At 70.1% G+C, this 14031-nt stretch carries 11 protein-coding genes; 6 read left to right on the top strand and 5 right to left on the bottom strand.

Features of this window, described 5'->3' with window-relative positions; translation table 11 throughout:
* The first annotated feature begins 31 nt into the window (after positions 1-31).
* Positions 32-2887 carry a TonB-dependent receptor gene (locus MKP15_RS07610; RefSeq protein ID WP_104939506.1) on the top strand — a complete coding sequence of 952 codons (2856 nt, stop codon included), beginning with the start codon at positions 32-34 and terminating at the stop codon, positions 2885-2887.
* A gap of 309 nt (positions 2888-3196) precedes the next feature.
* Here the strand turns inward: MKP15_RS07610 and MKP15_RS07605 are convergent, their stop codons facing one another.
* Together MKP15_RS07605 and ppa are read right to left on the bottom strand one after the other, a co-directional pair.
* Complete coding sequence (locus MKP15_RS07605) at positions 3197-4312, bottom strand: HDOD domain-containing protein (protein ID WP_240212289.1); 1116 nt, start codon at positions 4310-4312, stop codon at positions 3197-3199.
* Positions 4313-4465: 153 nt separating this feature from the next.
* The gene (gene ppa, locus MKP15_RS07600; protein ID WP_161615496.1) at positions 4466-5002 is read right to left on the bottom strand and encodes an inorganic diphosphatase; all 537 of its coding nucleotides are present in this window, start codon (positions 5000-5002) and stop codon (positions 4466-4468) included.
* 154 nt (positions 5003-5156) lie between these two features.
* Between ppa and MKP15_RS07595 the strand changes: the two genes are divergently transcribed.
* Both MKP15_RS07595 and MKP15_RS07590 read left to right on the top strand, forming a co-directional pair.
* Positions 5157-6377 (top strand): helix-turn-helix domain-containing protein, encoded by a 1221-nt coding sequence (locus MKP15_RS07595; RefSeq protein ID WP_240212288.1) that lies wholly within the window; start codon positions 5157-5159, stop codon positions 6375-6377.
* 47 nt (positions 6378-6424) lie between these two features.
* Entirely contained in the window at positions 6425-7099 is a 675-nt protein-coding gene (locus tag MKP15_RS07590) for a glutaminyl-peptide cyclotransferase (protein WP_240212287.1), read from the top strand.
* A gap of 187 nt (positions 7100-7286) precedes the next feature.
* On the opposite strand, the gene MKP15_RS07585 is transcribed toward MKP15_RS07590, so the two are convergent.
* Positions 7287-9332, bottom strand: a complete 2046-nt coding sequence (locus MKP15_RS07585; RefSeq protein ID WP_240212286.1) for a sodium-translocating pyrophosphatase — start codon at positions 9330-9332, stop codon at positions 7287-7289.
* Positions 9333-9574: 242 nt separating this feature from the next.
* On the opposite strand from MKP15_RS07585, the gene MKP15_RS07580 reads away from it, so the two are divergent.
* Positions 9575-10096, top strand: a complete 522-nt coding sequence (locus tag MKP15_RS07580; RefSeq protein WP_161615446.1) for a hypothetical protein — start codon at positions 9575-9577, stop codon at positions 10094-10096.
* Positions 10097-10129: 33 nt separating this feature from the next.
* On the opposite strand, the gene MKP15_RS16975 is transcribed toward MKP15_RS07580, so the two are convergent.
* On the bottom strand, positions 10130-10255 hold the full coding sequence (locus MKP15_RS16975; protein ID WP_275692499.1) for a hypothetical protein: 126 nt from the start codon (positions 10253-10255) through the stop codon (positions 10130-10132).
* A 101-nt stretch (positions 10256-10356) separates the two neighbouring features.
* Positions 10357-11613: a 6-phosphofructokinase gene (locus MKP15_RS07575; RefSeq protein WP_104939500.1), complete on the bottom strand. Its 1257-nt coding sequence runs from the start codon at positions 11611-11613 to the stop codon at positions 10357-10359.
* A gap of 149 nt (positions 11614-11762) precedes the next feature.
* On the opposite strand from MKP15_RS07575, the gene MKP15_RS07570 reads away from it, so the two are divergent.
* On the top strand, positions 11763-12326 hold the full coding sequence (locus tag MKP15_RS07570; protein ID WP_104939499.1) for an adenylate kinase: 564 nt from the start codon (positions 11763-11765) through the stop codon (positions 12324-12326).
* A 298-nt stretch (positions 12327-12624) separates the two neighbouring features.
* Positions 12625-13986, top strand: coding sequence for a UDP-N-acetylmuramate:L-alanyl-gamma-D-glutamyl-meso-diaminopimelate ligase (mpl, locus tag MKP15_RS07565; RefSeq protein WP_240212285.1), 1362 nt, complete (start codon positions 12625-12627; stop codon positions 13984-13986).
* Positions 13987-14031: the final 45 nt, after the last annotated feature.

Raw genomic sequence — 14031 nt, 5'->3', positions numbered from 1 at the left:
TAACACACCACTAACGTAACCGGAGAGATTCATGAAGTTTCGTACTCCCGCAGTGCGGCTGGGCCTGCTCCCGGCCGGCATCGCCATTGCGCTGACCCCCGCTTTCGCCTCCGCGCAGGACGCCGCTGCCGGCGCCACCACGCTGGACCGCCTGGAAGTCACCGGCTCGCGCATCCGCGGCGCCAACATGGAGACGCAGCAGCCGATCCTGACCCTGAGCCGCGAGAACCTGGAAAAGCAGGGCTTCACCTCGGTCGCCGACGTACTGCAGAACATGACCTCGGCCGGCTCGCCGGCCATCTCCCGTTCCGAGGCCCTGGCCTCCGGTGAGAACGTGGGCGGCTACTACATCGACATCCGCAACCTGGGCGCCAACCGCACCCTGGTGCTGATGAACGGCAAGCGCCTGGGCGCCACCACGGGCGGCTACCAGGACCTGAGCCAGATCCCGATGTCGGCCATCGAGCGCATCGAAGTCCTGAAGGACGGCGCCTCGGCCATCTACGGTTCGGACGCCATCGCCGGCGTGGTCAACGTGATCACCCGCAAGCGCTTCGACGGCGCCGAAGCGCAGGTCTACCTGGGCCAGTACGGCGAGGGCGACGGCGAAACCAACCAGTACTCCTTCACCATGGGCTCGGAAGGCGAGCGCGGTGGCATCACCCTGTCCGCCGAGTACTCCAAGCAGGACCCGGTGATGGCCAAGGACCGCTGGTTCTCCCGTGACGGCGGCAAGGGCCCCAACACCACCGCCGGTGACCTGAGCCCGATCGGCCCGAACGGCGTGTGGTGCGATCCGCGCGTGTTCGGCGACTGCAAGCCGACCAAGGACAAGAGCCCGATCTGGCAGACGCTGAATCCGGGCGGCGATCCGACCAACCCGAACGACTACCACCCGATCACCCCGGCCGAATACGCCAACGCCAACCAGCAGATGATGCTGCAGACCGGCATCGAGCGTAAGTCGGTCTACGTCAACGGCAACTACGATTTCACCGACAGCGTGTCGTTCAACGCCGACATCCTGTACAACGAGCGCACCACCGATCAGCAGATCGCCGGTTACCCGTACCAGTCGCAGTCGTTCGGCACCCCGCTGTCGGCTGACAGCGCGTTCAACCCGATCGGCCAGGACGTCGAGTTCCGCCGCCGCCTGTGGGAAATGCCGCGCACCACCGAAAGCAAGCTGAAGACCCTGCGCTTCGCGCCGACCATCAGCGGCTTCTTCGAGTTCGCCGACAAGTCGTTCGACTGGAACGTCGGTGCGCTGTTCAACCGCAACGAGTCGACCAAGACCAACCACGGCGACATGAGCCTGATCGCCGCGCGCCAGGCCCTGGGCCCGTCGTTCATCGATGCCAACGGCGTTGCCCGCTGCGGTACCGCGGCCAAGCCGATCGAAGGCTGCTATGCGTGGAACCCGCTGCTGCCGGCCGGCGTGGCCGGCCCGGGCTCGCTGGCCGACAAGGACCTGCAGAACTTCCTGTTCCCGTCCTTCACCACCACCGGCGTGACCAAGACCACGTCGTTCACCGCTGACCTGGCCGGTTCGATCATGACCCTGCCGGCAGGCGACCTGGGCTTCGCCATCGGCGTCGAGCACCGCGAGGAAGAAGGCCGCTTCGTGCCGGACGCCTTCATGCAGTCGGGCGAATACACCGGCCTGGGCCAGACCACCACCAACGGCAAGTACGAGCTGGACGAGGTCTACCTCGAGCTGAACGTGCCGGTGCTGGCCGACATGGCCTTCGCCAAGGAACTGACCGTCAACGTGGCCGGCCGTTACTCGGACTACAGCAACTTCGGTGGCACCGTGAACGGCAAGTTCGGCGTGACCTGGCGGCCGATGGATGAGCTGCTGGTCCGCGGCACCTACGCCGAAGGCTTCCGCGCACCGTCAGTCGACAACATGTACGGCGGCCTGGGTTCGAGCTTCGAGAAGTACACCGATCCGTGCTCGGTCGGCGTGGCCGGCAGCGTCGCCGGCAATGCCGCCTGCACCGCCGCGGGCGTCGCACCGGACTACAAGCAGCTGGGTCAGGGCCTGATTCCGTGCACCACCTGGCCGTGCGCCACCCCGGATCAGTTCATCTCCGGTTCCAACCCGAACCTGAAGCCGGAAACCTCCACCAGCAAGACCGTGGGTCTGGTGTGGAGCCCGCGCTGGGTGCAGGGCCTGGACATCTCGCTTGACTGGTACAACTACCAGATCAAGGACATGATCATCTCCGACAGCGTCGACCGCATCCTGCGCGACTGCTACGTGCTGGGCAACAGCAGCCGTTGCGCCGGCATCGTGCGCGCCGCCGATGGTCACATCAGCGAGATGTTCTACGGCCTGGCCAACCTGGGCCAGATGGAAACCGAAGGCTATGACCTGGGTGTCAAGTACCGCCTGCCGGAGCTGGCCATCGGCCAGATCTCGCTGGATTGGCAGACCACCTACACCGCCAAGTACGATGAAGTCGGCCAGAACAAGGCCGGCGACACCATCATCATCGGCAACGTCGGCAGCCCGGGCATCTTCCGCGTGCGTTCGAACCTGGGCGTGAACTGGGAGTACGGCAACTTCGGTGCCAACTACACCGCGCGCTACTACTCGGGCATGAAGGAAGGCTGCGTCAGCCTGGCCGACGGCTGGTGCGACCTGGCCGACCGTTACGCCAATGGCGAGTGGGAGCCGCTGCGCAGCACCGGTTCCAACACCTTCCACGACCTGCAGGTCAGCTACAAGGCGCCGTGGGATGCCACCATCGCCCTGGGTGCGAACAACGTGTTCAACCACCGTGGTTCGCTGCAGTACTCGGCGCCGAACAGCGATTTCGCCTACTACGGCGGCTTCGACATCGGTCGCTACATCTACATGAAGTACACCCAGCGCTTCTGATCCATCGAAGTCCTGTGCAACACGACGAAGGGCGGGCCGCAAGGCCCGCCCTTCTTCTTTGCGCGCGCCGCCTGCGCATACCGGGGGAGTCCGTTGGCAGCAGGCAGCGTACGCGTCCGCGGCCCGCCCGCGCTGGCGCGGATGCGCGCGTGCGCCCGTTGCCGCTGTCGCACGCTACCAGTGCCGCCTTGACCGCAATTTCCGTACGTACAGGTGCGGAAGCGGGAGGCCGGACGCGGAAACGGAAACGGAAACGGAAACGGCCGCAGGAGATGCGGCCGTTCCGGGGTATGCAGGGCGGGGGCCGCCTCAGGCGATGGCGGACAGCCCGGCGAGGTCGCTGGCCATCTCGCGCCAGCCCTCCAGCCGCGGCAACACCGCGGTGCGCTGCAGGTAGTCTTCGTCCACCGGATTGCCGCTGGCCAGGGCCGTGGCCACGTGCACCGCGCCGGTGACCCAGAAACTGCGCACGTTCGAGCGCTGCGGCTGCAGGTGAAACGCCACCGCCTCGATGATCGGCATCGGCAGCCCCCACAGCCCCAGCAGGTAGGCACCGGCCTCGTCGTGGCCGGGCCGGTCGTCGCCCTCGGCCGCCGGTTCGCGCGCGTCGCGCACGCCCGGCAGCAGCAGGCCGATGTCGGCCAGCAACGCCGCGGTCGAACCCAGCTCGGCGCTGGAGGACGGCAGCATTTTCGCCGCCAGCCGCGAGGCGGCCAGGGCGCGGGCCTGCAGCGCGTTGCGCTCGGCCGGGGACAACGACGGCACCGAGAACACCTCGCTGGCCAGCACCAGGTCGCGCAGCGTGGACAGGCCCAGCCGGGTCACCGCGCCGCGCAGGTCGGAAATCGCCCGGCCGCTGTTGAAGAACGCGGAATTGGACAGCTGCAGCACCTTGGCGGCGATCGCCGGGTCGGCCGAGACCAGCTTGGCGATGTCGCTGGCGTCGCTGTTCTCGTCCTCTTCCAGCGCGTGCATCAGGCTCAGGTACAGGTGCGGCGGCGACGGCAGCTTCTCGATGCGGCCGATGGCGGCGCGCAGCCGCGGGCTGTCCAGCAGGTCGCGCAGTTCCTCCAGGCTGGTCAGCGCTTCCAGCAGCACTTCCGGCGACAGCGGCAGCGGCAGGAACCGATGCGCCACGCCGATGATGCGCGCCGAGGGCGCGCGCTGGCTCTGCGCGGCTTCGATCAGCGCGATGCGGATCGTTTCCGGGCGCAGGGTGCGGATCTGGCCGAGCAGGGTGGCAGGCGTGAGGTCGGGCAGCGCCGGGGCGACGATCACCGCGTCGATCGTGCTCGACGCCACCGTGGCGATGGCGGCATTGCCGTCCGGGGCGCTCTGGACCTGCCAGTCCTCGCCCAGGTCGGTGATGTACTCGAGGAGATCGGCCGACAGGCTGGCTTCGTCGCCGACTAGCAGGATACGCAAGACATTTCCCCCAATGGAACCGTCCGGCCGAACTGGAACAGGCCGGTAACCCGGCCTGTCAATGTAGCGGAACACCCGGCCGCGGTCATGCACCGGGCGGATGAAACGTGATGCTCGTCGCTGGCGGCGGCATGGCGCCGCCGCCGGCGTGGCTCAGCCCTGCTTGGCCACGAAGGTCTCGTGCGCCTGGACCAGGATGCGCTTGGCCTCGGCGGCGTCGCCCCAGCCTTCGATCTTGACCCACTTGCCCTTTTCCAGGTCCTTGTAGTGCTCGAAGAAGTGGCCGATGCGCTCCAGCCAGTGGCTGGATACCTGGGCGATGTCCTCGACGTGGCCATAGCCGCTGAAGATCTTCGCCACCGGCACGGCCAGGATCTTCTCGTCGCTGCCGGCTTCGTCGCTCATCTTCAGCACGCCCACCGGGCGGCAGCGCACCACCGAACCGGGCACCAGCGGCAGCGGCAGCACCACCAGCACGTCGGCCGGGTCGCCGTCGCCGCACAGGGTGCTGGGGACATAGCCGTAGTTGCAGGGATAGCGCATCGGCGTGGAGAGGATGCGGTCGACGAAGATCGCGCCCGATTCCTTGTCCACTTCGTACTTCACCGGCTCCGAATCCTTCGGGATCTCGATGATGACGTTGATTTCTTCCGGGGGGTTCTTGCCCGCGGAAACGAGTTCCAGACCCATGCGCTGCTCCGAATCGTGCGTTTGACAGAAAGGCGGCATTCTACGCCTGCCGCTGGTGCGGCGCACCAAAGCCCGCCGGGCGGCGCGGCCACCGGCGCCGGTCCCCCGGGGCCGGCCGGGTGCAGGCCGGGGCACGGACGGGTAGCCTGCCGGCATGGATTCGCTGATCGCCGCCTCCGCGCGCGCCCTGGCCAGCGGCGATGTCCTGGCCGCGCTCAACCACGTGGCGCTGCGCGAGGACCCGGCGGCGCTGGCCCTGCGCGGGATCGCCATGGCCCGGCTCGGCGAACTGGCGCGCGCGCGCGGGCTGCTGCGCCGGGCGCGGCGCGGCTTCGGCACGCACGAGGGGCTGTCGCGGGCGCGCTGCGCGCTGGCCGACGCGGAGGTGGCGCTGGCGATGCGCGAGCTCGGCGGTTCGCCGGCGCCGCTGCGCGCGCTCGCGGCGCAGCTGCAGGCGCACGGCGACCAGGGCAATGCACTGCAGGCCTGGTTGATCCTGGCGCGCCGCTGGCTGCTGCTCGGCAGGCTGCCGCAGGCTGCCGAGGCGCTGTCGCGCCTGGACGGCCAGCGGATGCCGCCGGCGCTGGCGGCGATGGCCGGGCTGACCGCCGCGGCGCTGGCGCTGCGTGCGCTGCGGGTGGCCGAGGCGCGCGCGGCGCTCGAGGCCGCGGACGTGGCCGCGGGTGTGGCCGGCATTGCCGCGCTGCAGGCGGAAGTCGCCGCCGCCCGCGCGGAACTGGAGCAGCCCGCCGCGCGTTGCCTCGGCGGCGGCGTGGACGTGCCGCTGCGGATCGGGCAGGTGCAGGCCCTGCTGGCGTCCGGCGCGCTGGTCGTGGATGGCTGCCGCCGGGGCGTGCGGCAGGACGGCCGCTGGCACTCGCTGGTGCGGCGCCCGGTACTGCTCGCCCTGGCCCGTGCGCTGGCCGAAGCATGGCCGGGCGATGTCGAGCGCGACGCGCTGGTCGCCCGCGTATTCGGCATGCGCCACCGCGACGACAGCCTGCGCGCGCGGCTGCGGGTGGAAATCGGCCGCCTGCGCGCGCTCGTCGCGGCGGTGGCCGGCATCGAAGCCACGCCTGGCGGATTCCGGCTGGTGCCGCATGCCACGGATACGGTGAGGGTGCTGGCGCCGCCGTTCGAGGGCGCCCAGGCCGCGCTCGTGGCGCTGCTCGCCGATGGCGCCGGCTGGTCCACCTCGGCGCTGGCCCTGGCACTGGGCGGCAGCCAGCGCAACGTGCAGAGGGCGCTGGTTGAGCTGGAGGCAGCCGGGCGCGTGCGCTCGCGCGGACGCGGCCGCGCGCAGCGCTGGTGGTCGCTGCCGCCCGGTGGATTCACGACGATCTTGTTACTCCCCGCCGCGCTGCCGGTTGACTAGGGTCACCGGCAGGCACCGAATCCCCGATGTGCCAGGAGAACGCAGCAATGAGCACAGGAAACCCTGTCCCCGGCGTGGCCGCCACCCCGGTCCGCCCGGCCGAAGTGGTACGCGACTATGGCCCGTTCGCCGACGCCGATTGCATCCACGGCGTGAGCTTCGACGGCCACAACGTGTGGGCCGCCACCGGCGCGGCGCTGGTGGCCTTCGACCCGCGCGATGGCGCGCTGGTCCGCACCCTGGCCCTGCCATGCGATGCCGGCACCGCCTTCGACGGCACCCACCTGTACCAGATCGCCGAAGCGCGCATCGACAAGATCGACCCGCGCAGCGGGCGGGTGCTGTCCTCGATCCCCGCGCCCGGCGCCGGCGCCGATTCCGGCATGGCCTGGGCCGAGGGCAGCCTGTGGGTGGGGCAGTACCGCCAGCGCCGGATCCACCAGATCGATCCGGCCGACGGCACGGTCCTGCGCACCATCGAATCGGATCGCTTCGTCACCGGCGTCACCTGGGTGGACGGCCAGCTGTGGCACGGCACCGGCGAGGGCGAGGAGAGCGACATCCGCCGTGTCGATCCGCAGGACGGCACCGTACTGGAACGCCTGCGCATGCCGCCGGGCATCAGCGTCAGCGGCCTGGAGGCCGACGGCGGCGACCTGTTCTATTGCGGCGGCGGCCGCAGCGGGCGGGTGCATGCGGTAAAGCGGCCACGCGCGCGCTGAACCGCGTGCGTCGGGCCGCTGCGGCGCACCCCGTGCCGCGGGCCGCGGCCTGATCCGGGGCGTGCCCCGGCGTGGCACCGGCAGCAGGCGGCGATGTCCTGGCCGCGGCTGCGGGGCCAGCGCCCGGCTGCGCTGCCCTTCCCCGCGGACGGGGGAAGCGCAGCGCAGCGCGGGAAGCGGGCGCCGGTTACAGCAGCGGCACCAGCAGCAGCGCCACGATGTTGATGATCTTGATCAGCGGGTTGATCGCCGGGCCGGCCGTGTCCTTGTAGGGGTCGCCGACGGTGTCGCCGGTCACCGCGGCCTTGTGCGCCTCGCTGCCCTTGCCGCCGAAGTGGCCGTCCTCGATGTATTTCTTGGCGTTGTCCCAGGCACCGCCGCCGGTGGTCATCGAGATCGCCACGAAGATGCCGGTGACGATGGTGCCGATCAGCAGCCCGCCCAGCGCTTCGGGCCCGAGCAGCAGGCCGACCACGATCGGCACCGCCACCGGCAGCAGCGACGGCACGATCATTTCCCGGATGGCCGAGCGGGTCAGCATGTCCACCGCCTTGTCGTACTGCGGCTTGCCGCTGCCGTCCATGATCCCGGCGATCTCGCGGAACTGGCGGCGCACTTCCTCGACCACCGCGCCGGCGGCGCGGCCCACCGCCTCCATCGCCATCGCGCCGAACAGGTAGGGGATCAGGCCGCCGACCAGCAGGCCGATGATCACCCGGTGGTCGGACAGGTCGAACAGGAACGCCCTGCCCGGGTGTGCCGCCTGCAGGTTGTGGGTGTAGTCGGCGAACAGCACCAGCGCGGCCAGCGCCGCCGAGCCGATCGCATAGCCCTTGGTCACCGCCTTGGTGGTGTTGCCCACCGCATCGAGCGGGTCGGTGATGTCGCGGATCTCCGGCGGCAGCTCGGCCATCTCGGCGATGCCGCCGGCGTTGTCGGTGATCGGCCCGTAGGCGTCGAGCGCGACGATCATGCCGGCCATCGACAGCATCGCGGTGGCGGCGATGGCGATGCCGTACAGGCCGCCGTGCAGGTATGCGAACCAGATCGCCGCGCACACCGCCACCACCGGCAGCGCGGTGGACTTCATCGACACGCCCAGCCCGGCGATGATGTTGGTGCCATGGCCGGTGGTGGAGGCCTTGGCCACGTGCTGCACCGGCTTGTACTGGGTGCCGGTGTAGTACTCGGTGATCCACACGATCAGCCCGGTCAGCAGCAGGCCGATCAGGGCACAGATGTAGAGGTTCATCGCGCCGTGGGCGTTGTCGCCCATCAGCGCGGTGGTGATCGGGTAGAACGCGATCGCCGCCAGCACGCCGGAGACGATCACGCCCTTGTACAGCGCGCCCATGATGTTGGGCTTGCTGCCGGAGACCTTGACGAACATCGCGCCGATGATCGAGGCGAGGATCGATACGCCGCCCAGTACCAGCGGATACAGCACCGCGTTCCTGCCAGCGAAGTCGGCCGAGCCCGGCACCATCATCATGCCGCCCAGCAGCATGGTGGCGATCACCGTCACCGCGTAGGTTTCGAACAGGTCGGCGGCCATGCCGGCGCAGTCGCCGACGTTGTCGCCGACGTTGTCGGCGATGACCGCGGGGTTGCGCGGGTCGTCCTCGGGAATGCCGGCTTCGACCTTGCCCACCAGGTCGGCGCCCACGTCCGCGCCCTTGGTGAAGATGCCGCCGCCCAGTCGCGCGAAGATCGAGATCAGCGACGAGCCGAACGCCAGCCCGACCAGCGCGTGCAGGTTGTCGGCCTGCGCCAGGCCCAGCTGCTGCAGCACGAAGTAGTAGCCGGCCACGCCCAGCAGGCCCAGCCCCACCACCAGCATGCCGGTGATCGCGCCGCCCTTGAAGGCCACGTCCATCGCCGCGCCCATGCCGTTGCGCGCGGCCTCGGCGGTGCGCACGTTGGCGCGCACCGAGACATTCATGCCGATGTAGCCGGCCACGCCGGACAGCACCGCGCCGACCGCGAAGCCGACCGCGGTGTACCAGCTCAGGAACACGCCCACCAGCACGAACAGCACCACGCCGGCGATGGCGATGGTCAGGTACTGGCGGTTGAGGTAGGCGCGCGCGCCTTCCTGGATCGCCGAGGCGATTTCCTGCATGCGTGCGTTGCCGGCCGGCTGGCGCAATATCCAGCGGGCGGCGAACAGACCATAGGCGATGGCGATGACCGCGCAGGCCAGCGCGAAGACGAGACCGTAGTGTTCCAGCATGAACCCCTCCAGCACAGGTGGATGTCGTCCAGCAGCGCTGAACGCGGGACACGCCGGGGATGAAGCACTGGAACAGACCCGGAGCCATGCAGCGGCCGTGGTACGTGTCGCGGTGTTCAACGTTTCCTGGAGCTGCGGCGAGTATGGGTCAGCTGCCGTTCACTGTCACGGGCCGGCGCGCTTGCCCTGCCGTTCAGCGCCGCGCTGGCACCGTGCGGCTTTCCCTGACGCGAGGCGGGCCGATGAAAGTGCGGCGTGGAAAGTGGTCGATACCGTTGCTGGCGCTGTTGCCGCTGGCCGCGGGCGCGCAGGCGCCGGCGGCCACGCAACCGGAAATCCAGCGCCCGCCGGGCACGCCGCAGGCGGTGGGCGCGGTGCATACCGTGCGCCAGATCCCCGAGGCCTGCGTGCGCATCGAAGGCCGCTTCACCGGCCAGGCCGACGCACCCTACGCCATGCAGCCGGTACGCACCGACGCGCGCTGCCAGCCGCGCGCGGCGCTGCTGGACTTCGCCCGGGTGCGGCCCGGCGAGGACGGGTGGCGGCTCAACGACCGCATCCGCATACCGGCCGCGGCCTGTCCCGGCCAGCAGGCGGTGGTCGAAGTCTGGCGGCGCCCGGTCGAGCAACCGCTGGTCCGCGACGGGCAGGGCCAGGTGCGCGTGTACCTGGGCGAAGCGCGGCAGCAGGCCGATGCCGGCAAACTCGCGTCACTGCCCGCGTTCGCGGTGCGGATGACCCTGCAGGGCACGCCCTGCCGCTGAGGCGGATGCGTCGCCGCGCCCGCGGTTGCCCACTCAGGCCGCCGCCTGCGCGGGGCCCGCGTCGTGCCCGGCCAGGTGCTGGCCCAGGCGATAGCCTGCGGCGCCGATCAGGCAGGCCAGAAGGAAGCCGAGCATGCCGATCAATATCCTGCGGGTCATGGCGTCGTGCCTGTGCGGGAAACACGGCGCCACGATGCCGCCGCGCGTGCCGCCGCGCACCTGCCTGAAGTCACCGCGACGCACGCCAGGGCGCTGCCGGCTCAGCCCTCCCAGACCGGCAGTTTCCTGGCGACCGCCACGTTCTTCAGGGTCACGTACTTCGGCAGACCGTCGCGGCCCCATGGCAGCGGCGCTTCGCCGCGGATCAGCGGCTGCAGGTAGCGGCGCGCCTTGTCGGTAATGCCGAAGCCGTCCCGGCGGATGAAGCCGGCCGGCATCTTCTTCTCGTGGTTGGCCACCCTGGACAGCGGCGCGGCCTCGATCTTCCAGCGGTACGGCGTGTCGCCGGTACGCACGATCACCGGCATCACCGAATTGCGGCCTTCCAGCGCGAACCGCACCGCCGCCCTGCCCACCGCCTGCGCCTGCTCCCAGTCGGTCTTCGAGGCGACGTGGCGGGCCGAGCGCTGCAGATAGTCCGGCAGGGTCCAGTGCACCTTGTAGCCCAGTTCGGCCTTGACCCGGCCGGCCAGGTAGGAGGCCACGCCGCCGAGCTGGGTATGTCCGAAGGAGTCGGTGGCGCCGCCGGCGTCGGCGACGAAGCGGCCGTCGGCGTCCTGTATGCCCTCGCTGGCGACCACCACGCACCAGCCCACCTTCGCCACCACCTGCTTCACTTTCGCCAGGAAGGCGGCTTCGTCGTAGGCGCGTTCGGGCAGCAGGATGATCTGCGGTGCCTCGTCGGGATTCTCCCCGGCCAGCCCGGCCGCGGCGGCCAGCCAGCCGGCATGGCGGCCCATCGCCTCGTAGATGAAGACCCGGGTGGAGGTCTCGGCCATCGCCGCCACGTCCAGCGCCGCCTCGCGCACCGACACCGCGGTGTACTTGGCCGCCGAGCCGAAGCCGGGGCAGGTATCGGTGACCGCCAGGTCGTTGTCGATGGTCTTGGGCACGCCCACGCAGGTCAGCGGGTAGCCGAACTCGCGGGCCAGCTGCGAGACCTTGAGCGCGGTGTCGGCCGAATCGTTGCCGCCGTTGTAGAGGAACCAGCGCACGTCGTGCGCCCGCAACACGTCCAGCAGGCGCTCGTAGCGGGCCCGGTCCGCTTCCAGCGACTTGAGCTTGTAGCGGCACGAGCCGAACGCGCCGCCTGGGGTGTGGGCCAGCGCGGCGATGCTCGCGGCCGACTCGCGGGAGGTGTCGACCAGGTCCTCGCGCAGCGCGCCCAGGATGCCGTTGCGTGCCGCCAACACCTTGATTTTCTTCGCCCTGGCTTCGGCGATGACCGCCGAGGCGGTGGCGTTGATGACGGCGGTCACGCCACCGGACTGGGCGTAGAGCAGGGTACCTTTGGACATGGGCGGGGTTCTCTGGGCGGGGGACATTTCCGGGACATTGGCCGGATGCGGTAAGCTGCGTTATTGCGGTGCAGCGTGAATCGGCCCATGAGTCTAACGCCGCTGTCCGTCCCTGAAAGAAACGTCCTCTACATACAAGGGAGTCAGGAATGCGATTGGTTCTGTTGGGACCGCCCGGTTCGGGCAAGGGCACGCAGGCGACCCGCCTGAAGGAAGAGCTGGGGATTCCGCACATCTCCACCGGCGACCTGCTGCGCGCCGAAGTGGCCGCCGGCACCGAGCTGGGCAAGCAGGCCAAGGCGGTGATGGACGCCGGCAACCTGGTGTCCGACGACATCCTGCTGGGCATGCTCGAAGCGCGCCTGGCGCAGGCCGACGTCGCCAACGGCTTCATCCTCGACGGTTACCCGCGCAACGTGGCCCAGGCCAACGCGCTGGGCGAACTGCTGGCGCGCCTGCAGCAGCCGCTGGACGCGATCGTGCAGCTGGACGTGCCGACCGAACTGCTGGTCGAGCGCATCGCCGGCCGCGCCAAGGAGCAGGGCCGCGCCGACGACAACCCCGAATCGGTGCGCCAGCGCCTGCAGGTCTACAACGATTCCACCGCGCCGGTGATCGACTTCTACGCCGGCAAGGGCACCCTGGCCCGGGTCGACGGCGTCGGCGCGCTGGACGAGGTGCTGGCCCGCATCCTGGCGGCGATCAAGCGCTGATGCCCGGCTTTCCGCTCCGGACCTGCGCCGGAGCGGGCGCATGAAGAACGCCCCGGGCCATTGGCTGGTCCGGGGCGTTCGTCGTTGCAGGGGCCAGCAGGTGGGCGTGCTCAGAGCCCCGCAGCATGAGCTCCCTGGGGATGGCCTCTTGGGGAGTAGGACCTGAGGGATACTGCGGCTGGCCCGTGCATTCTCGGTATGAATGCCCCCGGGTGGTATAGGAGTTTTCCCTACACGTCGGTAAGGGTAATGCCGGGGTGACATACCCGCGCGCCGGCGCATCGGCGACAATCGGCGCATGAGCAAGCTCCATATCCTCGGCATCGCCGGTACTTTCATGGGCGGCGTGGCCGCCCTGGCCCGCGAACTCGGCCACACGGTCGAAGGCAGCGACCAGGCGGTGTACCCGCCCATGTCCACCCAACTGGAAACGCTGGGCATCAGCCTGGCCCAGGGCTACCTGCCCGGCAACATCGGCGCCGACTGCGACGAGGTCGTGATCGGCAACGCGCTGTCGCGCGGCAACCCCGCGGTGGAGGCGGTGCTGGACGCCGGCCGGCGCTACACCAGCGGCGCGCAGTGGCTGGCCGAAAACGTACTGCCGGGCCGTGACACGCTGGCCGTGGCCGGTACCCACGGCAAGACCACGACGACCACCATCCTGGCCTTCCTGCTGCAGGCCGCCGGGCGCGAGCCGGGCTTCCTGATCGGTGGCGTGGCCGAGGATTTCGGCGTGTCGGCGCGGCTGGGCAGCGGCCGCGAGTTCGTGGTCGAGGCCGACGAGTACGACACCGCGTTTTTCGACAAGCGCAGCAAGTTCGTCCACTACCGGCCGCTGGTGGCGATCCTCAACAACCTGGAATACGACCACGCCGACATCTTCCCCGACGTGGCCGCGATCCAGCGCCAGTTCCACCACCTGGTGCGCACCGTGCCCGGGCGCGGCCGGCTGATCGTCAACGGCGAGGACGCGCGCCTGGCCGAGGTGCTGGCAATGGGCTGCTGGACGCCGGTGGAGCGCTTCGGGTTCGATCCCGCGCTGGAATGGAGCGCGCGCCTGGTCGAACCGGACGGCAGCGCGTTCGCGGTGCTGCACCAGGGCGTGGACGTGGCGCAGGTGCGCTGGCCGCTGCTGGGGCGGCACAACGTGCTCAACGGCCTGGCCGCGCTGGCCGCCGCGCATGCGGTGGGCGTGGACGTGGCCGCGGTGGCACCGGCGCTGGCCGGCTTCCACAGCGTCAAGCGCCGCCTGGAGGTGATCGGGCAGGCGCGCGGCGTGACCGTCTACGACGATTTCGCGCACCATCCCACCGCCATCCACACCACGCTGCAAGGCCTGCGCGCGAAGGTCGGGGCGGCGCGGATCGTGGTGGCGATGGAGCCGCGCAGCAATTCGATGCGGCTGGGCGCGCATGCCGCGGCACTGGCGCCATCGCTGGACATCGCCGACGCGGTGGTGTTCCTGGCCCGCCCGGAGCTGCCGTGGGATGCGGCCGCGGTGATCGCGGCGGTACGCGGCCAGGCGCAGGCGGTGGCCGATACCGATGCGCTGCTGGCGCGGCTGGGCGAAGCGGTACGCGACGGCGACCATGTGGTGTTCATGTCCAACGGCGGCTTCGACGGCGCGCCGCGCCGCTTCCTGGCGCAGTTGCAGGGCTGATGCCGCGACCCGTCGCGGCGCGGGGGGCGCGACGGTCATGCGCTA

It is taken from the genome of Stenotrophomonas sp. Y6 (assembly GCF_022436665.1).
Taxonomy (GTDB): domain Bacteria; phylum Pseudomonadota; class Gammaproteobacteria; order Xanthomonadales; family Xanthomonadaceae; genus Stenotrophomonas; species Stenotrophomonas acidaminiphila_A.
Note: the sequence above shows the minus strand (reverse complement) of the source record. Positions and strands in the feature narration are given on the sequence as shown.